This is a genomic window from Pseudoalteromonas sp. '520P1 No. 423' (assembly GCF_001269985.1).
In the GTDB taxonomy this organism is placed as follows: Bacteria; Pseudomonadota; Gammaproteobacteria; order Enterobacterales; family Alteromonadaceae; genus Pseudoalteromonas.
In genome coordinates this window covers 1,127,038-1,148,455 of record NZ_BBZB01000001.1, presented here as the reverse complement: position 1 = coordinate 1,148,455, position 21,418 = coordinate 1,127,038, and the positions used below count along the sequence as shown (strand labels likewise).

Genomic DNA, 21,418 nt, shown 5'->3' with positions numbered 1-21,418 from the left:
ATAGGAAATTATATGAACCTAACTGTTAGTCAGCGGATCTGGGGCGGATTCGTCTTTATTACTTTTTTACTTCTATTAATTGGGGGTAACTCGTTAGGGAAAATTTCGAATATAAATAAATCAGCACAACTTGTTAACCAGCTTTCTTTGCCTGCTTTAAGTATCAGCTCTGAACTGCAAGTTGAGTTTGTTATGATGGGTAAAATTAGTTTACAAATTTACCATGCAAAGGAAGAAGCTGAGCTTGATAGATTAAGAGCTGAATTTAAAAAAATTGAAGGGAAATTTGACGCATTATATAAAAACTTAATTCAAAGTGTCAGTGTTCATCAAGCACTTTCTAATGAAAGCGCTCAAATCAAAAAAACATATACAATCTTCGCTGAAGATGTGAATACACTCTACCTTAAAAAGAAAGCAGTTATTCAACTGCAAAAAACATTAAAAACTCAATTAGAAGAAATCGAAATTAACTCTGACGATGCCAGTACAGTTGTACTTGATATCATTGATGAGACTAATTTAGAATCTGAAGCGCCTCGCGCATTTCAAGCTGCGAGTAATATGGAGAATAGCTTTTTATCTATTGTCAGTAATAGCACAGATCTTATTTCTGTAAACAATGCTCAAACACTAGAAACGTTAAATAATGAGCAAAAATTTAGTATCACAGACTTAGAAAGAGGGCTTAGCCTTATAAATGAAGCTATTGCCAGTAAAGAACCTGACTTACTCTCGGATTTAACTGATTATTTTGAAGTACTAAAGACTAACATTATTGGTTCAAATGCATTAGTCATAAATAAACAAGCACATTTAGATGCCTTATCTCAAGCAAAAACAGCCTTAGATCATGCTGAAAATGAAACTAAGACTGCTATTGAGCAACTAGATAAGTTAGTACAAATATCTAGTACTTTGGCTTTTGACTTACAAGCAGAAGTTAATGATAACGTATCTTCTGCTAATTTATGGACTCTGATTGGAATGGCAATTGCTACATTGATTGCAATTTTAGTTGCTTACTTAACAGTTCAACGCATCATTCGTCCATTAGCTGAAGTTAACAATATATTAGAAACTGTCGCTTCAGGTGATATGACCAGAAAACTAGATGATTCAGCGCAAGATGAGTTCGGTGAACTTGCAACAAACTGTAATACCCTGATTGATAATTTAAGAACACTAATACAAGGGATTATATCCCGCTCAACACAACTTGCAGCAGCTTCAGAGGAAACATCTACAATAACCACTGAATCAAGTCAGGCGATGCAAGCACAACGCGCTCAGGTTGAACAAGCAGCTACAGCAACAACTGAAATGAGCAGCACATCACAATCAGTTACTCATAGCGCAGAAGAAGCACTTAATGAAATAAAACATGCCGATAACGAAGCTGAACGTGTCAAAGGCATTTCAGCTGAAAACAAAAACACCATTGAAAAACTTGCTAGCGAAGTTGATTCAGCATCAAAAGTTATTAATAAACTTCATCAAGATAGTGCCTCTATTGGCAGTATCTTAGACGTTATTAGAGGTATCGCTGAACAAACAAACCTACTAGCTTTAAATGCAGCAATTGAAGCTGCAAGAGCCGGTGAACAAGGCCGAGGCTTTGCTGTTGTAGCTGATGAAGTAAGGTCTCTTGCGAGTAAAACACAGGAATCAACCCAAGAAATACAAGCTATGATTGAATCATTACAATCAGGAGCAGAAGAAGCTGTATCTGTGATGGCTAAAGGTAAAGAGCAAGCAGTTTCTTGTGTTAATCAAAGTGAGCAGGCAACACGAGCCCTTGAACTTATTACTAAAGCCGTATCTCAAGCTCATGATATGAGTGAACAGATCTCAACGGCCGCACAAGAGCAACACCATGTCTCTCTTGAGATAAGCGAACGCTTAGAGTCAATTGTATCAATCACAGAGCAAGCTTCATCAGGAGCCGAACAAACTTCAACTGCCAGTCAGGAAGTTGCAAAATTAGCTGAAGAACTGAGATTATCAGTAGATGAGTTTAAAGTTTAAATTTATCAATAAGTAAATAATAAAAAGCCAGATGAAATCTCATCTGGCTTTTTTGTATGCGCGACCTTGTTTAATCTAGTAACTAATAATCAACTTTATCAACACATACAAAAAAAGCGCACTATGCACTTTTTTATTTATGATCAATTACAATATTTAAAGACCTGCTCTTTCCTTTATCGCTGCAACGATAGGCGATGATGAGTGGCCATTTGAGCCAGCCCACTCTACATCTCCACCAGATGCCAATGTGCTCTTAGGAAGCTTTTTAACGATAAATTTACCTGTTCCCTCGGCATTATTAGCCATAGCATGACGTAATAAATTATTACCGCCACAACTTATACCAGAAAAAACATTTCTCAGTTTTATACGTGTTTCTTTCATTTTTTTACGAAGACGACTTTTATCATCTGCAGCAACATAATCACATAAGCTCGCGGCTAGCTGATCATTTGCTTGAGCAGAGACCGAAAATAAAACTGAACTGGCACAAATTACAGACAGTGTAAAAATACTTTTCATTTTCATATCTTATCTTATCTCCAAATATTAAAATTATTTAAATCCCAGCTCGTGCTTTTATATCGGCAACTATCGGAGATCCTGAATGACCATTTGCAGCAGCCCAATCAACATCACCGCCTGAAGCAAGATCAGATTTTGGTAATTTTTTAACAATAAATTTTCCAGTACCATTTGCATTGCTTTGCATCGCATGTCTTAGTAAGTTATTGCCTGAACACGATACACCCGCAAAAACATTTCTTAACTTAACTCTAGACTCTTTTAGTTTTTTACGTAAGCGGCTTTTATCATCAGCAGCAACATAATCACATAAACTAGCTGCTAGCTGCTCATTAGCAGACGCCGGCGTAGCCACTAAAAAAGAGCTTGAAATTAAAGCGCTTACTACAAGTGTTGTCTTGAAATTCATTAACGTACCTTATTTAATACTTTATAACTACTTCGTTATAACAAATTCTATCAGCAAGTTAAAAAATGTGCAATAAAGTAACACTTAGTTACTGTATGTTATAAAAGTATAGTTATAAGGATTCGAACTGTCACTTTTATGTTCTTCTACCTGTTCTTTTGTCCAAGTTCTAGCTGATTCATAATCTGGAAACTGTGTATCTCCTTCCACTTCTAAATCAATATGAGTAAGGTATAACCTATTACATAATGGCAAAAAAATATCATATATATGTCCGCCACCTATAATCATAACCTCAGGCACATCACCAGCACTTTCAATAGCTAACTCAGGTGTTGATACCACCTCAACACCTTGCGCTTCGTAGGATGTATCTCTACTAATCACAATGTTCTTTCTACCTGGTAATGGGCGCCCAATTGATTCAAATGTCTTACGACCCATTATTATTGGCTTGCCTAAAGTCACAGCTTTAAAATGTTTTAAATCAGCAGGTAAATGCCAAGGCATTTGGTTGTCTTTACCTATAATACGATTATTTGCCATCGCAGCTACCATTGAAATCTTCATAGTCAAATCCAGTACTTTAGTATTAATTTAAATTGAGAGTTTTTGTTTTAAATTATTATTTTTTTTGTTATTTCTTTATGAGGTAGTTTTATATATTAAAAAAGGCGCTAATGCGCCTTTAAAAAGTAATTTTTTATTTATCTTTGGTAGATAACTTCTACATCGTAGTCGTCTTCATCCCAGTCTTCATCATCTTCAAAAGAGCCACTTTCATCAATAACTGCGCCTTCATGGTAAGTATCCCACTTAAACTCAATTTCTTCTTTTGTTTCTTCAAACTTATCTACTGGCATTGTATCAAGTAGATCCATGATATCGAAACATAGCGGTTCAGTATTCAGCTTATTAATCGCTGAGATTTGATAAATATTTTCTGTTTGACCTAAGGCTTCGGCAATATCGTTACATATTTCTTTAGCTTCGTCTTCAGGCATCAAGTCAATTTTATTAAAAATAAGTAAACGAGGACGTTCAGCTAATTTAGGGCTGTACTTTTCAAGCTCTCCGACAATTGCTTTTGCATTTGCAATTGGGTCAGAGCCATCTACCGGCATAATATCAATGATATGTAGTAAAACACGACAACGCTCTAGGTGTTTCAAGAACTGAATACCTAAACCTGCGCCATCTGCTGCACCTTCAATCAATCCAGGAATATCAGCAATAACAAAAGATTTATTCATTGCAGGACGTACAACACCCAGATTAGGCACTAATGTTGTAAACGGATAATCAGCAACTTTAGGTTTTGCAGCTGAAACACTACGTATGAATGTAGACTTACCCGCATTTGGTAAACCTAATAAACCCACATCAGCAAGTAACATTAGTTCAAGCTTAAGCTGACGAACTTCACCTGGCGTCCCAAGCGTTTTTTGGCGAGGCGCTCGGTTTGTACTTGTTTTAAAACGTGCATTACCTAAACCATGAAAGCCACCTTTAGCAACTAGCAACTGCTTACCATGTTCAGTTAAATCGCCAAGCATTTCGTCAGTGTCAATATCACGCGCTCTTGTACCAACAGGCACCTTTAGACATAAGTCTTCGCCTTTTTTACCCGTACAGTTAGCACCACGGCCATTTACACCTCTTTCAGCTCTATGAAAACGCTCAAATTGATAATCAATTAAAGTATTTAAATTTTCATCAGCTTCTAGATAAACATTTCCGCCATCACCGCCATCACCGCCATCTGGACCACCAAATGGCACGTATTTTTCACGACGAAAAGACGACGCGCCACTACCACCATCACCAGCTTCTACACGGATTTCAGTTTCATCAACAAATTTCATAACAACCCTTAGATTTGTATCTTGCTTGCGCTCACTTCTCAAGTATCACTGAATTATAGCTTAAGTTCATAACGACGAAGTGAATTAGGTGCAAGTCTATCGATTCTTGAATATATATCTAAATATTCTAGTTAACTTGTGAATATTTTTAAATTATTGAGATATATACTCATTAAAAACAAAAAACCCCGCCTGAGCGAGGTTTTTCAGCATTCATTTGAGTAATTACTCAGAAACGATGCTTACGTATTTACGGTTAAGTGAACCTTTTTGTTCAAACTTAACTTTACCGTCTGCTTTAGCAAAGATTGTGTGATCTTTACCTAGGCCTACATTTGTACCAGCGTGGAATTTAGTACCACGTTGACGAACAATGATGCTACCAGCAAGAACTGACTCACCACCGTAACGTTTAACACCTAAACGTTTGCTTTCTGAATCGCGACCGTTACGAGTACTACCAGCTGCTTTCTTATGTGCCATTTTTCCGTACTCCTAATTAAGCGTTGATGCTTGTGATTTTAACTTCAGTGAACCACTGACGGTGGCCCATTTGCTTACGAGAATGTTTACGACGGTTAAATTTAACTATCTTAACTTTCTCGCCACGACCGTGAGATACGATCTCAGCAGAAACCTTGCCACCAGCAACAAAAGGTGCGCCGATTTCAATTTTTTCGCCATTTGCAACTAAAAGAACTTTATCAAATTCAACAGATGCACCTGTTTCTACGTCTAATTTTTCAAGACGGATCGTTTGACCTTCAGTCACACGATGCTGTTTACCACCACTTTGGAAAACCGCGTACATAATTAACTCCGTTGTGCGCCCTCAAATCGGCGCAACTAATATATTTTTCAATGGTCGCGAATTCTACGGTAAATTTAAATAACAAGCAAGCCAAAGTTCAATAAAAACACAAATATAAATAAAGTCATATTTTTGCAAAAATTAAGCTATTAAGAGAGGCCATTTATTATGTATAATTGCGGCCAAAATAACCATCACATTAGAAGCAGGTTTCAAGCTCAATGGATATAAAAACTATCCAGGCGTTAACTGACAACGACATGCATAACGTAAATCAACTGATTTATGCACAAATGCAATCTGATATCGCCTTAGTTAACCAATTAGGTCTATATATAGTTAATAGTGGTGGTAAAAGAATTCGCCCTATGTTGAGTATTATAGCAGCAAAAGCATTTGGCTATAAAGGTGATAAACATATTACCTTAGCAACGATCATAGAGTTTATTCATACGGCAACTTTGTTACATGATGATGTTGTAGATGAATCTGATTTAAGACGTGGTAACCCAACAGCAAACGCTGAATTTGGTAACGCCGCAAGTGTATTAGTTGGCGACTTTATCTATACCCGCTCATTTCAGTTAATGATCAATTTAGAAAAAATGTCTGTTATGAAGATTTTATCTGATGCAACCAATGTTATTGCTGAAGGTGAAGTCCTTCAATTAATGAACTGTAACGACCCAGATACGACTGAAGAAAGTTACATGCAGGTTATTTATAGCAAAACTGCAAAACTGTTTGAAGCGGCTACACAACTTTCAGCCATAATCACTGAACAAGATGAAGCAACAGTAGAAGCTATGAGACTTTACGGAATGCATTTAGGTACAGCATTCCAGCTTATTGATGATGTACTAGATTACAATGCTGATCAAGATACTTTAGGTAAAAGCATTGGTGATGATCTTGCTGAAGGCAAACCAACACTTCCGCTTATATATGCCATGCAAAAAGGTACACCTGAACAAGTAGCACAAATAAGACAAGCGATTGAAAAGTGTGATGGCATGGATTATCTAGACGATATTCTTGCTACTTTAGCGCAAACTAAAGCCCTTGAATTCACAACTCAAAAAGCTGAAGAAGAAGCACAAAAAGCAATTAACTGTTTATCTATTATTCCTGATAATGAATATAAACTTGCATTAGAATCTCTTGCTCGCTTGGCTGTGGCACGTAATTCATAAATAAATTTCTACGCAATCTTTATTAAAGCCACTTAATGGCAAAAGAAAAAGAGATAACATTGTTATCTCTTTTTTAATACCTAAATACATTTAAGCATATAAATTACAGCAATAAAAAAGGGTGATATAAATATCACCCTTTTTCTATAATAGCATTGCAAAGCAAATCTATTAAGCCATAAAATCAACACCTTCTTGGATGTCTGATTTTAAAGTTGCTAACATATCATTTTTAGCTTGCTCTTCAAACGCGCTTAATGCACCGTAAGAAAGAATCTCTTCAACACCGTTTTTACCTAAACGTACTGGGTGTGCAAAGTATGGCGCATCGCCATTCTCAACAGCTACATATGCGTAATCGACAACATCTTCACCTTTTAGGCCTTTAACTAAAGACATACAAAAACGAGCTGCTGCTGCGCCCATAGAAAGTGTCGCTGAACCGCCACCCGCTTTAGCGTTTACAACTTCAGTACCCGCATTTTGGATACGAGGAGTAAGTGTAGCAACTTCTTCATCAGTGAAAGTAGCACCTTCAACTTGTGAAAGAAGTGGTAAAATAGTCGTACCAGAGTGGCCGCCAATTACAGGTACTTTAACGTCAGCAACGTTTAAGCCTTTAAGCTCTGCAATGAACGCTTCTGAACGGATCACGTCAAGAGTTGTGATACCAAATACACGGCTAGCATCATAAGTACCCGCTTTTTTGAATACTTCAGCAACAATTGGCACAGTACCATTAACTGGGTTAGTGATAATACCTACTAAAGCTTTAGGACAGTTAGCAACAATGCCTTCTGCTAAAGTTTTAATAATACCAGCATTAACATTGAAAAGGTCAGCACGGTCCATACCAGGCTTGCGCGGCATACCTGCTGGGATTAATACAATATCAGCACCAGTTAAAGCATCACCTAGGCTATCAGCACCAAAGCCAGCTACTTTAACGTCAGTTGGGATGTGAGATAAATCTACAGCAACACCAGGAACAACTGGAGCAACATCATAAAGAGATAATTCTGAACCTGCAGGTAACTGAGTTTTTAACAATAAAGATAGAGCTTGACCGATACCACCAGCGGCACCTAAAACGGCAACTTTCATTTGTATTCTCCGAAGATTAAAGAAGGGTAATTAATTTCGCCCATAAAGATAAAGAAAATCTCTCCTAAAGACAAATGAAACCCGCAATTATTAAGCAAAGTTTCGACTATAGTTGTAAATAATTTCAATTTAGACCATTTTCAAGCATTACCGATGAAAATATCGGCTCTAATATAGGCTTGATCGTAAAATTTGTGTAAACTTTACAAAACCCGTTCAAAAAAAGTTACGTGATGCAAATTCAAGATAAACAAGAAGCTTTAGTTAAAGCCTTTAAAGCATTATTAAAAGAAGAAAATTTTGGTTCTCAAGGTGAAATCGTTGATGCTTTAAAAGATCAAGGTTTTACAAATATTAGCCAAAGTAAAGTTTCACGTATGCTGAGTAAGTTTGGTGCTGTAAGAACGCGTAATGCCAAACAAGAAATGGTTTATTGTTTACCTGCTGAAATGGGTGTGCCAACTGCCAAAAGCCCTTTACGACAACTAGTAATTGATATCATGCATAACGAAATGATGATCATCATACGAACGAGTCCAGGAGCAGCACAATTAATTGCGCGATTACTTGATTCATTAGGTAAAGCAGATGGTGTATTAGGCACAATTGCAGGCGATGATACTATTTTTATAGCACCAGCAAAAATATCTGAAATTGATGTCACGTTAGAAAAAATCAAAAACTTATTTGAAACTGTATAGATCAACTTCTCATTTCGATTAGGAGCACTAGCAAACTTTAAATTGTGCTCCCTGCTTCATTTATTTTTATAAAGCGTTTAAAAAATCAATTGATGGCGCAAAAAATGAAGCCCCCATATCTGCTTGAGTAAAATCAAGCCAAGCATCATAACTGTGTGCATCCCCTAATCGCGCTTTAGTCAATACCTCAAATGCATCACCATCATTACTACAAGTAACTAATAACATACCTTGCTCATGCATATCACCATATGGCATGCCCTGATGTAATAATATAGGTTGGCCAAGCTCATTCTTTAATTCAATTTTATTTGCGTGACTTGAGGCATTGACAGGCATAATTAACTCATTATCTAAACGTGTACGTCCAATTACCTGTTCTTGCTCAGTAACCGATAACTTTTGCCATTCAACTAAATTATGGCGATAGCGCTGCACATGGATATAACTCCCTTGCGCAAACTCACAATCGTTTGCGACTAAAGCCATATTCATTTTAGTGCGCCCTCTTGGTGTATCACCACCATATTTAAAACCATTAAAATCACGGCCATCTAAAAAGCGAAAACACTTAACTTGATCAACAAGCTCTACATCAGATGAAAATAAAGAAAGTATATTTGATGCAAACAAATGAATAACATCTAATCTATCAGATCTAATTTGAATCAATAAATCAACTGGCTGACTCGGCATTGCATGTTCATCATGACTTATATGCGGAAAGCTTTTTAAGCCACTCGGGAGTGATGAAGGATATAAATGCGGCCAATATTGCGCGCCTATCGCAACCATACTTGAAAGCATCGCTTCTGAAAATTGCTCACTGTACTCTTCTTGTAATGCCGTAATTTTTCCAAGCTTATTTTTTATCGCATCATCATGGCCATCTAATACATTAAAAAAAAGGTATAGGCCATGTAGGTTTGCTTCAGCACAAACACCTGATTGAGCTTGGGGCATTAAAGTTCCTAAATATAAGTAATACCAATAAAGAGATTTTCACTAACTTAATAGAGTTGGTATAAATCGACTAATTTATAAAAAAGTTTACTGGATGTGGCAAAATATTCAAGTTAACTTGATCGCCATGATTAAACTCACCATCATCAGTTGATGCTATTTCAATCTCTTGTTCTAAAATATTAATGCGATAAATATAACGCGTTCCCATAAAACGCTTACTTAATATCGTTACACTATGATCTGTTTTACTAGTGCATTTAGATTTTAAGCTAATATACTGGGGTCTAATATATAAAACGCCTTGGTCATTATCAGCATTAACATCTTGAGTTGATGTTACAGCCCCCAAAGGTGTTTTGAAACTCAGTTCACCTTGATATTGCGCATCGATATAAATTCCTTGCCCTAAAAATTCTGCAACCATTTTGGCTTTAGGTTGGTAGAATAACGCTTTTGCAGTGCCCTGCTGAATAATCTTACCTTCATTCATGATCGCCAGCTGATCTGCAAACGCAAACGCTTCATCTTTAGAGTGAGTAACAAAAATAGCAGATACTTGCTGATCTTTTATGATCCGACGAATATCTTCAATTAACTGAAATCTTACTTGATGATCTATATTCGAAAAAGGTTCATCTAATAACAATATACTTGGTTTATATGCAAGCGCTCTGGCAATTGCGACTCTTTGTTGTTGGCCACCAGATAACTGATGCGGAAAACGCTCACCAAAACCTTTAAGCTTAACCAAACCCAACATTTCATTAATGCGCTCTGAGTTAGCCTTTTTATCTTTACTTAATAAACCATAACCAATATTTTGACTAACGGTTAAATGGGGAAATAAAGCATAGTCTTGAAACATCATGCCAATATTGCGCTTTTCGGGTGCAATACAAGATTTGTTATCATTGAATGTTTTATTTGATATTTTAATCAAACCTGAAGCCGGTTCAATCAAACCTGCCACAGCTTTTAATGTTGTTGTTTTGCCACAGCCACTGGCACCTAACAAACAAACGATTTCATTTTTTTCTATCGTCAAAGATAGATTATCAATCACTTTATTACCTTGATAATCAAAGTTTAACTTTTCAATCAACAAATCACTCATTAGCGGTTTCTTCTTCTAATTTAGCACTTTCCATAGAGCTGGTAATAAAATACAAAGGTAGTAAACCTACCAAAACAATAAATAATGCAGATATTGAAGCTAGCTCCAACTGCTCATCGCTCACATATTGAAAAACATGTGTTGCTAAAGTATCAAAGTCAAAAGGCCTTAATAGTAACGCGGCTGGTAGCTCTTTCATACATTCAATAAAAATCAGCAAAGCAGCTGTTAACATGCCTCTGCGTAATAATGGGAAGTGTATCTTAGAGAGTGTTTGCCCCGGTGTTTTACCCATAGAGCGACTCGCCATATCTAATGAGGGAGAAATACGCGAAAAACTCGCTTCTATTGTGCCTTGAGATATTGCATAAAAACGTACGACATAAGCGAGCGTGATCGCAACTAAGGTACCACTAAATATCAGTCCGGGCTCTTCCATAAACGGCCTTACAAATTGATTAACAGCATTATCTAGTAAGCTTAAGGGTAATAATACTGCAATCGCTAATACGGTACCGGGTAGCGCATAACCCATGCTTGCCATTCGACCAGGAATTAAATCTATTGATTTTGTCGACAAGCGCTGATTAAAAACAACAAATAAACTCAAAGCAACACAAATAAAACTGACAATAGATGCTAATTTTAAGCTTTGCCAAGCATATAAAAAGAATTCGCTATTAAAAGCCTGATCAAAATAACTGATGGCATAACTCACTAATATTGAAACAGGAATGAAAAAAGCAAATAGCAGCACCAAACAACAAAATGAAGTTGCTAAAAAACCATTGCGTTTAGACAACTTATAAAGCATGGCATCATTATTAACCCCACCTCTTTCATGTACAGCTTTATTACGTCGGCTAAAGCGCTCAATGCTTAAAAACATAAATACAAATAACAGCATAATACCTGATATTTTTGCAGCGGCTGTTAATGAGTAATATCCAAACCAAGTATCATATACTGCTGTTGTTAACGTACTAACAGCGAAGTAATTTACAGTGGCAAAGTCAGCCATTGTTTCCATGGCAATTAAAGCAAGTGCTGCAACAATAGAGCCCCGAGCTAAAGGTAAAGAGACTTTAAAAAAGCTTTGTATCGCGCTATAACCCATTAGTTGACTTGCTTGTACAAGTTTAAATGATTGCTCTCTTAATGCAGTTTTAAAAATCAAAAATAAATACGGATATAATACCAAGGCAATCATCACAATAGCGCCCGGCAGTGTTCTTATATCAAAAAACCAATAATCATCTGGATTTTGCCAACCAAAGGTATTTCGCAACCAAATTTGAATCGGACCAGCATAATCGAGTAAATCAGTATAAACATAAGCGATGATATAAGTTGGCATTGCCAAAGGCAGCATTAACGCCCATTCAAACTGCTTTTTACCAGGGAAATCACAATAAGCAACAAGCCAACCTAAAGGCAAAGCAATTAAAGCGCTTAATGCTAATACACCAAAAATCAGTACAAATGTATTATAAGTGTAATCCCATAAAACGGTATTCCATAAATGATCAAATACATCAGGATCGGGAATGAGAGATTCAAAAATAAGAAATATAAGCGGAAGAGTTAAAATAATTCCGGCAGACCAAGCAATGACCTGCCATCGAGAAATTGAAAAACGCATTGATACCTTTGAAATGCTACGAGTTTAAAGCAGTATAATACTTTAAACTCGCATATTTAATTAGTTATAAATCAAATTTCACTTCATCAATTAATTTTAGTGCTAACGTGCGGTTTTCACTGATTTTATCAAGTGAAATTGCATCTTCTGAGAATTTTCCCCAAGAAGCGACCATATCTGATAAAGCAACACCTGATTTAACAGGATATTCCATATTTAATGAAGCATACATTTTTTGTGCTTTTTCATCACTCATAAATTCAATTAATTTCAATGCATTGGCTTTATGCTTAGTATATTTACTTAAAACGACACCTGACACATTAATATGAGAGCCTCGATTGGTTTGATTTGGGAAATTAATAAATACAGAATCAGCCCACACTTTTTGTTTAGGGTCTTGCATCATTTTACCAAAGTAATAACTATTACCTAACGCGATATTACATAAACCTTCTTTAACTGCTTTTACTTGTGCACGATCATTTCCTTGAGGTTTACGCGCTAAATTAGCTTTAACACCTTGCAACCAAGTTTTTGTTTCTTGCTCACCATGATGGGCAATCATAGAGGCTATTAAACCTAAGTTATACGGATGCTTACCAGAACGAGTACATAACATGCCTTTATATTTAGGATCGGCTAAGTCTTCGTATGTCAGTTCCGGTAACGCACCTAAACGCTCTTTAGATGAATAAACATTACGTACACGCTTAGTTAAAGCAACCCAATTGCCTTGAGCATCTTTAAATTGACCAGGGATGTTTTTATCTACAGTATCGCTTTGAATTGGCTGTGTTAGATCTGCATTTTCTAACTGTAATAAAGCACTAAAGTTTGAAGTCAGTACTAAATCGGCAGGAGTATGTTTACCCTCACGCTTCATTCGCTCAATAAGACCTTTTTTTGCAAATACCACTTTTGTTTCAATTCCGGTTTCTTTAGTGAACTCATTTAAAATAGGCTCAATCAAAAATGGTTGGCGAAAAGAATAAACATTCACTACCTGTCCACTTGCTTTTTCCTTAGTATTTTCGGCAGTTGTTTCAACCTTGTTTTCTGATGGCGCTTGATCACAAGCTGCTAACCCCAAAAGGGATAATGCTAGAATTGTTTTTTTCATTTTAGAACCTATTTTTATAATACTTTATTGAACAGTATCTTTTTAAAATAAAACTAATGACAAGCCATGAATAATAACGATTATCAATTAACTATTCAAACTTTTTAAGTTTTTCTATGATCTATCTCACTCAAGGTAAACAATAAAATTAAAATGTAGACTATAAACGGATAAATACTGTGAGATATATCCCACAAATATGACAGACATATCATTAATTAACGATACAAAAAGAATAAAAAAACAATCAAACCATTGAATTTACTTACAATAAACATAAAATCACAATATTTCATATGTAAAACAATTAATAATTCATCTCTCACTTATACCTTTAAAGCATCATTTCTCTATAATTTACTCATCGCTTGAAGGGAAGAAGGATGCTCAAGCAGACAGGATGTTGATTACGACTCAGATGAGTACAAGTTGAGGAAGAGCAAGATGCTCACAGTTTAACGACTGATATCATGGAACGACTTAGTTAAGGAGTAACAGACAAGATGTCTGTTTTAAGGATATATAGCAAAGATTGCTAACATTGGATGTTTTTCAGTGATGAACCGGATTATGACAAGGGATTTGTTAGTCATATTAGAATAAAAATATGCCTAGGGAAAAGTTTTAACGGAACTAGTATTACTAGAAAGCAGGACGCTTAGAAAGATTCCAGTCAGCGTGGTATATGTTTTCATATATCACGCATTTTCTTGTCCTAAATAAATATGCGCAGCAGATTTATCTTTTTTTACACTTTAAATATGCTTCTCTAAAATCTTCAAAGTGCTGACTTAGTTTATTTGCCGCATCTACTTCATTTGCAAGCTCTAATACCATAATAGCAACTTCAGCTGTACCTAAATGATTATCATGTACTGCTACTCTCAATTTATATTCAGATAACTTATCAGGTGTAATCGATAAAACAGGGTATTGATCTAAATAAGGACTTTTACGGATCATTTTTTTAGCTTCACGCCATGTGCCATCCAAAAAGATCAATAACGGCTTTTTACCTTCTGTACGCTCAACGGTTTCAACGACTCTTTGTGACTCGATGCCTTCTGATGGAAAGATAATCAAAGGTTGATACTGCTCATCACTAATAAGCGCTAAAAATCCTTTATCTGGATCAGTTCGATCCCAACGAAACGCGAAGTTTTCAGGTATTACATCAGCTATTAGACGCCCTGTATTTGAAGGCTTAAAACTTTCATTATGATACATCAGCATACATACAGCTAAACCACACTGCGCTTCCTGAATGCCATCGCAAATACATTCATTGATATCTATTAAACAATGATCACATCGTTTAAGTTTAGCGCCACGTGCTCTGAACTCTTTTTTAGATGTTTCTAATTGTTTTTTTCTTAATACCAATACTGAATTTTTCATTTAAATCTAACGAGCAATTAAAAGGGCAGCTAGTTTATAGGGAAATGGGTGTTTGATCTATAATTTAAGTTTATTAAACCTCAGCTTCACATTTTTTGACGTTAAAAATAGTCAGGCTAAAGCCCAACCTACAAAATCATACCTAATAACTACACATTCAACCTGCGTAGATAAATTTCTGCCACAAAACAAATAAAACTAAGCATTGGCAATAAAGTGAAATAATACGTTAATAAATCAAACAATAAAAAAGGGTGAAATCATTCACCCTTTTTTCGGCATAGCCGAGTTTTAAATAAATTTGTTTACAAATTTATTTTTTCTTTTTAACTGCTTTTTTGTTTGGTAAATCTGTGATTGAACCTTCAAAGATTTCAGCAGCTAGACCAATTGACTCATTTAGTGTTGGGTGAGCATGAATCGTAAGCGCTAAGTCTTCACCGTCTGCGCCCATTTCAACTGCTAAACCAATTTCGCCAAGCATTTCGCCAGCATTGATACCAATCATAGCACCACCGATCACACGACCAGTGTCTTTATCAAAGATCATTTTAGTTTGACCTTCAGTACGTGCAGAAGCGATTGCACGACCAGATGCAGCCCAAGGGAATACTGATGTTTCGATGTTTAAACCTTGCTCTTTTGCTTCTCTTTCAGTTACACCAACCCAAGCAATCTCAGGATCTGTGTATGCAATTGAAGGAATACATTTAGGGTCGAAGAAATGCTTTTGACCAGCAATTACTTCAGCAGCTACGTGTGCTTCATGTACTGCTTTATGTGCAAGCATAGGCTGACCTACGATATCACCGATAGCAAAGATGTGGTTTACATTAGTACGTAATTGCTTATCAACATTGATAAAGCCACGCTCATCTACTGCAACGCCCGCTTTTTCAGCATCAAGTAGTTTACCGTTTGGCGTACGACCAACAGCAACTAATACTTTGTCATAACGCACTGGTTCTGTAGGTGCTTTTTTACCTTCAAAAGTAACGTATAAACCGTCTTCTTTAGCTTCAACACCAACAACTTTAGTAGAAAGCATTACGTTGAATTTATCTTTTACGTATCTTTGGTAGATTTTCATTACGTCTTTATCAGCAGCAGGCACTAATTGGTCTGCAAACTCAACAACATCAATTTGAGAACCTAGCGCACGGTAAACAGTACCCATCTCAAGACCGATAATACCACCACCTAATACAAGTAGTTTCTCAGGAACATCTTTAAGCTCTAATGCACCAGTTGAATCAATTACACGGTCATCCTGTGGGATGAATGGTAAGTTTACAGGTTGAGAACCTGCAGCTACGATAGCATTATCAAAAGTGATTGTGGAAGTTGTATCACCATCAACAACTTCTAAAGTGTTAGATCCAGTAAATTTACCGTAACCGTTAACAACTTTAACTTTACGCATCTTAGCCATACCGTCTAGACCACCAGTTAACTGGCCGATCACAGACTCTTTCCAAGAGCGGATTTTGTCTAAATCGATTTTAGGCGCGCCAAAAGTAACACCATGAGATTCCATTGCTGCTGCATCATCAATTACTTTAGCAACATGTAGTAATGCTTTAGAAGGGATACAACCAACATTAAGACACACACCACCTAAAGTATTGCGAGACTCAACTAAAGTTACTTCTAAACCTAAATCAGCAGCACGGAAAGCTGCAGAATAACCACCAGGTCCACCACCTAGTATAACGACTTGCGTTTTAATTTCGTTACTCATGCTTTTACCTTTATATTTTTGAACGGGACAAAATCAGTTCTGCCCACTTATTTTCCTGTCACCCATCACTGAAAATCGTATCAATAACAGGAATAAGGACATATTGAATAAATTTGTGGCCGGATTGTATCACCCGACCTAAAAAAGCGCGAATAAATTCGCGCTTACAATTACATTACTAACTGGCGAATATCGCTCATGTAATTAGCAAGTGTCACAGTGAAACGTGCAGCTAATGCGCCGTCGATAACACGGTGATCGTATGACATAGATAAAGGAACCATCAGTTTTGGTTCAAACTCTTTGCCATTCCACTTAGGCTTAATTTCAGATTTAGATACACCTAAAATTGCAACTTCAGGTGCATTTACGATAGGTGTAAATGAAGTACCACCAATGCCACCTAAAGATGAAATAGTAAAACAACCACCTTGCATATCTGAAGATGTTAATTTGCCTTCACGTGCTTTTTTCGAAATATCCATTAATTCGCGAGATAGTTCGATAATGCCTTTATTGTTCACATCTTTAAATACTGGAACAACTAAACCATTTGGCGTATCAACAGCAACACCAATATTGATGTATTTCTTAAGAATTAGGCTTTCACCATCTTCACTTAATGAAGAGTTAAATCTTGGGAAATCTTCTAACGCTTTAGCTGCTGCTTTCATAACAAACACAAGCGGCGTGATTTTCACGCCAAGTTTGCGTTTTTCAGCCATCACATTTTGTTCTTTACGGAACACTTCAAGGCTAGTGATATCTGCTTCATCAAACTGAGTAACATGAGGGATTTGAACCCAGTTACGGTGTAAATTAGCACCAGACAGTTTTTGAATACGAGATAGTTTTTGCTCTTCAACTTCACCAAATTTAGAGAAATCTACTTTAGGCCATGGAATTAAACCTAATTCACCGCCACCAGCATTTCCTTTAGAAGCAGAAATTTGACCTGATTCAACTTGCTTAACTAGGTTTTTAACATAGTTTTGCACGTCTTCTTTAACAACACGACCTTTACGGCCAGTACCAGTTACGTTAGCTAGGTTTACACCAAACTCACGGGCTAAACGACGAATAACAGGCGAGGCATGTGCATAAGCATCATTTTCTGCAAAGCTTTCTTGTGCAGCTGATACTTTAGCTGCAGGTGCCGCAGCAGGTTTTGCCGCAGGCGCTGTAGAAGCAACAGCTTGTGCTACTGGCGCTGCAGCAACTGGCGCACTTGAAGTTGTTTCAAATATCATCACTAAAGAACCAGTAGATACTTTATCACCAGCAACTACTTTAATTTCTTTAACAGTACCTGCAAATGGTGCTGGTACTTCCATTGAAGCTTTATCGCCTTCAACGTTTAAAATTGATTGGTCTTCTGCAACAACATCGCCAACAGCAACTAAAATTTCAGTTACTTCAACTTCGTCACCACCGATATCTGGTACATTTACTTCCTGTACTGCAGATACAGCAGCTGGTGCTGCTGCAGGAGCTGCTTCAACAGCCACAGGTGCTGCTTTTGCTGCACCCGCTACTTCAAAGATCATCACTAAAGAACCGGTAGAAACAGTATCACCTGTTGCTACTTTGATTTCTTTAACAGTGCCAGAAAATGGTGCAGGCACTTCCATTGATGCTTTATCGCCTTCAACGTTTAAAATTGACTGGTCTTCTGAAACAACATCGCCAACAGCAACTAAAATTTCAGTTACTTCAACTTCATCACCACCAATATCAGGCACATTTACTTCCTGTGCTGCTGATGCAGTTGCCACGGGAGCCGCAGCTGGCTCAGCTGCAACAGGTGCCGGAGCAGCAACTTCTGCTGCACCTTCAAAAACCATTACTAAAGAACCAGTTGTTACTGAATCACCTTCAGCTACTTTGATTTCTTTAACAATCCCTGCAGTCGCTGCTGGGATTTCCATTGAAGCTTTATCACCTTCAACATTTAAAATAGATTGGTCAACTTCAACCTTGTCGCCTACGCTTACAAGAATTTCAGTCACTTCAACTTCATCTGAACCGATGTCTGGTACATTAATTTCGATTGTCATGTTTTTATCTCTTATGCGTATAAAGGATTAAGTTTATTAGTATCGATGTCGAATTTAGCAATCGCATCAGTGACAACACTTGCTTCTACTTCACCACGTTTTACTAACTCAGTTAACGCTGCAACAACAACATAACCTGCATTCACCTCAAAATGACGACGTAAATTATCACGGCTATCTGAACGACCGTAACCATCAGTACCTAGTACTTTATAGTTTTCTGTTGGTACGAATGCACGTACTTGCTCTGCGAAGTTCTTCATGTAATCAGTTGCAGCAATTGTTGCTTCAGAACCTAATACTTCATTGATATATGCTTGGCGTTGTTCAGCCGAAGGGTTAAGCATGTTGAAACGCTCAACATCTTGTCCATCTCGCGCTAATTCATTAAATGAAGTTACAGAGAATACATCAGAGCTAATACCGTATTCTTCACTTAAGATAGTTGCTGCTTTAAGTACTTCTATCATGATAGTACCTGAGCTTAATAGCTGAACTTTCGATTTCTCGCCAGCAAGCGTTTTAAGTTTGTAGATACCTTTACGAATACCTTCTTCAGCACCTTCAGGCATAGCTGGCTGATGATAATTTTCGTTCATCACAGTTAAGTAATAATAAATATTTTCTTGTTCTTCACCATACATACGACGAATACCGTCTTGTACGATTACAGCAACTTCATAGCCATATGTAGGATCATAAGAAATACAGTTAGGCACAGTGCTCGCTAGAATATGACTGTGGCCATCTTCATGTTGTAAACCTTCACCATTTAACGTTGTACGACCTGCTGTTGCGCCTAATAAGAAACCACGTGCTTGCTGATCACCAGCCATCCAAGCCATATCACCAACACGTTGGAAACCAAACATTGAATAATAAATATAGAATGGGATCATAGGTAAATCGTTTGTACTATAAGATGTTGCAGCAGACACCCATGAAGACATTGCACCTAACTCATTGATACCTTCTTGCAATACCTGACCAGAAGTACTTTCTTTATAATAAGAAACAATTCCTCTATCTTGTGGTGTGTAGTTTTGACCATGAGGATTGTAGATACCAATTTGACGGAATAAACCTTCCATACCAAAAGTACGCGCTTCATCAGCAATGATAGGGACAATGTTTTCGCCAATATTTTTATTTTTTAATAAAATATTTAATGTACGAACAAACGCCATAGTTGTAGAGATATCACGTTTTTGCTCATCTAATAATACTTTGAATTCTTCAACTTTAGGGATCACAAGATCTTTAGTAAAGTTTGGTAGACGTGCAGGTGTATAACCATGTAATGCTTTACGACGCGCGTGTAAGTATTTATGTTCAGCCGAACCTTCTTCTAGCGTTAAATAAGGCAATTCTTTTAATGCTTCATCAGATACTAAATCTTGTAAACCTAAACGAGAACGTAAATGCTCAACATGGCTCATATCCATTTTCTTAACTTGGTGAGCAATGTTTTTACCTTCGGCAGCTTCACCCATACCGTAACCTTTAACTGTTTTAGCTAAAATTACAGTTGGACGACCTTTAGTTTCTTCAGCTGTTTTAAATGCAGTATAAAGTTTAGAAGGCTCATGACCACCACGCTTAAGCGCGAAAATTTCATCATCTGTCATATCAGCAACAAGTGCTGATGTTTCTGGGTAACGTCCGAAGAAGTGTTCACGTACATACGCACCATTTTTAGCTTTATATGTTTGATAATCACCATCAATTGTTTCATTCATTAGCTCTAATAATTTACCTGTCGTATCTTTAGCAAGTAACTTATCCCAACCAGAACCCCAAACAACTTTAATTACATTCCAACCAGCGCCTTTAAATAGACCCTCTAGTTCTTGAATGATTTTACCGTTACCCATAACTGGGCCATCTAAACGCTGTAAATTACAGTTAACTAAGTAGCACAGGTTATCTAACTTTTCACGCGCTGCAAAAGAGATAGCACCACGTGATTCTGGCTCATCCATTTCACCGTCACCTAAGAAAGCAAAAACTCTTTGGCTCTTAGTATCTTTTAAACCACGGCCATCTAAGTATTTTAAGAAACGAGCTTGGTAGATAGATGCAATTGGACCTAAGCCCATAGATACAGTTGGGAACTGCCAAAACTCAGGCATTAATTTAGGATGCGGGTATGAAGGTAAACCTTTACCATCAACTTCTTGACGGAAGTTATCAAGTTGATCAGCACTAATACGACCTTCAAGGAAAGCACGTGCATAAATACCAGGAGAAATATGACCTTGATAATAAACTAAATCGCCACCGTTGATTTCATTTGCAGCTTTAAAGAAATGGTTAAAACACACTTCATAAAATGCAGCTGATGATTGGTACGATGCCATATGGCCGCCCAAATCTAAATCTTTTTTAGATGCACGTAGTACAATCATGATCGCATTCCAGCGAATGATTGAACGAATACGACGCTCTAGGTTTACATCCCCAGGATATGCAGCTTCTTGATCTGCAGGAATTGTATTTACATAGTTAGTTGTTATACCTGTAGGCATATCAACACCATCTAAACGTGCTTGCTCTAGTACTTGCTCAAGTAAAAACTGAGCACGTTCAACACCTTCTTCTTTTACTACAGATTCTAGTGCTTGCAACCATTCCTGAGTTTCAAGTGAGTCAATATCATGTTTCTGGACTTCAGACATAGGATGTTTCCTTAATCTATTTAATATTAAATTTTTGTATTCGTACAATCATAAGTATTC

General features: G+C 36.9%; 18 protein-coding genes. 3 read left to right on the top strand and 15 right to left on the bottom strand.

Features of this window, described 5'->3' with window-relative positions; genetic code table 11:
* The first annotated feature begins 12 nt into the window (after positions 1 to 12).
* Positions 13 to 2,028, top strand: a complete 2,016-nt coding sequence (locus tag PSA_RS05260) for a methyl-accepting chemotaxis protein (protein ID WP_042147375.1) — start codon at positions 13 to 15, stop codon at positions 2,026 to 2,028.
* Positions 2,029 to 2,184: 156 nt separating this feature from the next.
* On the opposite strand, the gene PSA_RS05255 is transcribed toward PSA_RS05260, so the two are convergent.
* The 6 genes from PSA_RS05255 to rplU form a co-directional block, all read right to left on the bottom strand.
* On the bottom strand, positions 2,185 to 2,553 hold the full coding sequence (locus PSA_RS05255) for a DUF3718 domain-containing protein (protein ID WP_371257782.1): 369 nt from the start codon (positions 2,551 to 2,553) through the stop codon (positions 2,185 to 2,187).
* 37 nt (positions 2,554 to 2,590) lie between these two features.
* The gene (locus PSA_RS05250) at positions 2,591 to 2,965 is read right to left on the bottom strand and encodes a DUF3718 domain-containing protein (protein WP_042147370.1); all 375 of its coding nucleotides are present in this window, start codon (positions 2,963 to 2,965) and stop codon (positions 2,591 to 2,593) included.
* 84 nt (positions 2,966 to 3,049) lie between these two features.
* Positions 3,050 to 3,535, bottom strand: a complete 486-nt coding sequence (folA, locus tag PSA_RS05245) for a type 3 dihydrofolate reductase (protein ID WP_231665221.1) — start codon at positions 3,533 to 3,535, stop codon at positions 3,050 to 3,052.
* 137 nt (positions 3,536 to 3,672) lie between these two features.
* On the bottom strand, positions 3,673 to 4,830 hold the full coding sequence (gene cgtA, locus PSA_RS05240; RefSeq protein WP_042147365.1) for an Obg family GTPase CgtA: 1,158 nt from the start codon (positions 4,828 to 4,830) through the stop codon (positions 3,673 to 3,675).
* 225 nt (positions 4,831 to 5,055) lie between these two features.
* Positions 5,056 to 5,313, bottom strand: a complete 258-nt coding sequence (gene rpmA / locus PSA_RS05235; RefSeq protein WP_042147362.1) for a 50S ribosomal protein L27 — start codon at positions 5,311 to 5,313, stop codon at positions 5,056 to 5,058.
* Between the two features lie 16 nt (positions 5,314 to 5,329).
* The gene (rplU, locus tag PSA_RS05230) at positions 5,330 to 5,641 is read right to left on the bottom strand and encodes a 50S ribosomal protein L21 (protein WP_042147360.1); all 312 of its coding nucleotides are present in this window, start codon (positions 5,639 to 5,641) and stop codon (positions 5,330 to 5,332) included.
* A 221-nt stretch (positions 5,642 to 5,862) separates the two neighbouring features.
* Here rplU and ispB point away from each other — a divergent pair, with 221 nt between their 5' ends.
* Positions 5,863 to 6,834: an octaprenyl diphosphate synthase gene (gene ispB, locus PSA_RS05225; protein ID WP_042147358.1), complete on the top strand. Its 972-nt coding sequence runs from the start codon at positions 5,863 to 5,865 to the stop codon at positions 6,832 to 6,834.
* A 171-nt stretch (positions 6,835 to 7,005) separates the two neighbouring features.
* Here ispB and mdh read toward each other — a convergent pair whose 3' ends face one another.
* Positions 7,006 to 7,938 (bottom strand): malate dehydrogenase, encoded by a 933-nt coding sequence (mdh, locus tag PSA_RS05220; protein ID WP_042147355.1) that lies wholly within the window; start codon positions 7,936 to 7,938, stop codon positions 7,006 to 7,008.
* Between the two features lie 233 nt (positions 7,939 to 8,171).
* Between mdh and argR the strand changes: the two genes are divergently transcribed.
* Positions 8,172 to 8,639, top strand: a complete 468-nt coding sequence (gene argR / locus PSA_RS05215; protein ID WP_042147352.1) for a transcriptional regulator ArgR — start codon at positions 8,172 to 8,174, stop codon at positions 8,637 to 8,639.
* Positions 8,640 to 8,705: 66 nt separating this feature from the next.
* On the opposite strand, the gene PSA_RS05210 is transcribed toward argR, so the two are convergent.
* From PSA_RS05210 to aceE, 8 genes are all read right to left on the bottom strand, one after another.
* Positions 8,706 to 9,602 (bottom strand): Dyp-type peroxidase, encoded by an 897-nt coding sequence (locus PSA_RS05210; protein ID WP_042147349.1) that lies wholly within the window; start codon positions 9,600 to 9,602, stop codon positions 8,706 to 8,708.
* Positions 9,603 to 9,672: 70 nt separating this feature from the next.
* Positions 9,673 to 10,719, bottom strand: coding sequence for an ABC transporter ATP-binding protein (locus tag PSA_RS05205; RefSeq protein WP_042147346.1), 1,047 nt, complete (start codon positions 10,717 to 10,719; stop codon positions 9,673 to 9,675).
* Positions 10,712 to 12,361 (bottom strand): iron ABC transporter permease, encoded by a 1,650-nt coding sequence (locus tag PSA_RS05200; RefSeq protein WP_042147344.1) that lies wholly within the window; start codon positions 12,359 to 12,361, stop codon positions 10,712 to 10,714. Before PSA_RS05200 ends, PSA_RS05205 begins: the two co-directional genes overlap by 8 nt.
* A 64-nt stretch (positions 12,362 to 12,425) precedes the next feature.
* A complete protein-coding gene (locus tag PSA_RS05195; protein ID WP_042147341.1) occupies positions 12,426 to 13,484 on the bottom strand; it encodes an extracellular solute-binding protein in 1,059 nt (352 codons plus the stop codon).
* Between the two features lie 738 nt (positions 13,485 to 14,222).
* Positions 14,223 to 14,882 (bottom strand): tRNA-uridine aminocarboxypropyltransferase, encoded by a 660-nt coding sequence (locus PSA_RS05190; protein ID WP_042147337.1) that lies wholly within the window; start codon positions 14,880 to 14,882, stop codon positions 14,223 to 14,225.
* A 313-nt stretch (positions 14,883 to 15,195) separates the two neighbouring features.
* Positions 15,196 to 16,623 carry a dihydrolipoyl dehydrogenase gene (gene lpdA, locus PSA_RS05185; protein WP_042147334.1) on the bottom strand — a complete coding sequence of 476 codons (1,428 nt, stop codon included), beginning with the start codon at positions 16,621 to 16,623 and terminating at the stop codon, positions 15,196 to 15,198.
* Between the two features lie 170 nt (positions 16,624 to 16,793).
* Positions 16,794 to 18,680 carry a pyruvate dehydrogenase complex dihydrolipoyllysine-residue acetyltransferase gene (gene aceF, locus PSA_RS05180; RefSeq protein ID WP_042147331.1) on the bottom strand — a complete coding sequence of 629 codons (1,887 nt, stop codon included), beginning with the start codon at positions 18,678 to 18,680 and terminating at the stop codon, positions 16,794 to 16,796.
* Between the two features lie 11 nt (positions 18,681 to 18,691).
* A complete protein-coding gene (gene aceE, locus PSA_RS05175) occupies positions 18,692 to 21,358 on the bottom strand; it encodes a pyruvate dehydrogenase (acetyl-transferring), homodimeric type (RefSeq protein ID WP_042147329.1) in 2,667 nt (888 codons plus the stop codon).
* Positions 21,359 to 21,418 lie beyond the last annotated feature (60 nt).

Bases quoted from the DNA above. Each gene is read 5' to 3' on its own strand.
- lpdA (WP_042147334.1), bottom strand. From the start codon at position 16,623: ATGAGTAACGAAATTAAAACGCAAGTCGTTATACTAGGTGGTGGACCT.
- PSA_RS05250 (WP_042147370.1), bottom strand. From the start codon at position 2,965: ATGAATTTCAAGACAACACTTGTAGTAAGCGCTTTAATTTCAAGCTCT.
- PSA_RS05190 (WP_042147337.1), bottom strand. From the start codon at position 14,882: ATGAAAAATTCAGTATTGGTATTAAGAAAAAAACAATTAGAAACATCT.
- PSA_RS05210 (WP_042147349.1), bottom strand. From the start codon at position 9,602: ATGCCCCAAGCTCAATCAGGTGTTTGTGCTGAAGCAAACCTACATGGC.
- mdh (WP_042147355.1), bottom strand. From the start codon at position 7,938: ATGAAAGTTGCCGTTTTAGGTGCCGCTGGTGGTATCGGTCAAGCTCTA.
- argR (WP_042147352.1), top strand. From the start codon at position 8,172: ATGCAAATTCAAGATAAACAAGAAGCTTTAGTTAAAGCCTTTAAAGCA.
- PSA_RS05195 (WP_042147341.1), bottom strand. From the start codon at position 13,484: ATGAAAAAAACAATTCTAGCATTATCCCTTTTGGGGTTAGCAGCTTGT.
- PSA_RS05200 (WP_042147344.1), bottom strand. From the start codon at position 12,361: ATGCGTTTTTCAATTTCTCGATGGCAGGTCATTGCTTGGTCTGCCGGA.
- PSA_RS05205 (WP_042147346.1), bottom strand. From the start codon at position 10,719: ATGAGTGATTTGTTGATTGAAAAGTTAAACTTTGATTATCAAGGTAAT.
- PSA_RS05255 (WP_371257782.1), bottom strand. From the start codon at position 2,553: ATGAAAAGTATTTTTACACTGTCTGTAATTTGTGCCAGTTCAGTTTTA.
- aceF (WP_042147331.1), bottom strand. From the start codon at position 18,680: ATGACAATCGAAATTAATGTACCAGACATCGGTTCAGATGAAGTTGAA.
- rplU (WP_042147360.1), bottom strand. From the start codon at position 5,641: ATGTACGCGGTTTTCCAAAGTGGTGGTAAACAGCATCGTGTGACTGAA.
- rpmA (WP_042147362.1), bottom strand. From the start codon at position 5,313: ATGGCACATAAGAAAGCAGCTGGTAGTACTCGTAACGGTCGCGATTCA.
- ispB (WP_042147358.1), top strand. From the start codon at position 5,863: ATGGATATAAAAACTATCCAGGCGTTAACTGACAACGACATGCATAAC.
- PSA_RS05260 (WP_042147375.1), top strand. From the start codon at position 13: ATGAACCTAACTGTTAGTCAGCGGATCTGGGGCGGATTCGTCTTTATT.
- aceE (WP_042147329.1), bottom strand. From the start codon at position 21,358: ATGTCTGAAGTCCAGAAACATGATATTGACTCACTTGAAACTCAGGAA.
- folA (WP_231665221.1), bottom strand. From the start codon at position 3,535: ATGAAGATTTCAATGGTAGCTGCGATGGCAAATAATCGTATTATAGGT.
- cgtA (WP_042147365.1), bottom strand. From the start codon at position 4,830: ATGAAATTTGTTGATGAAACTGAAATCCGTGTAGAAGCTGGTGATGGT.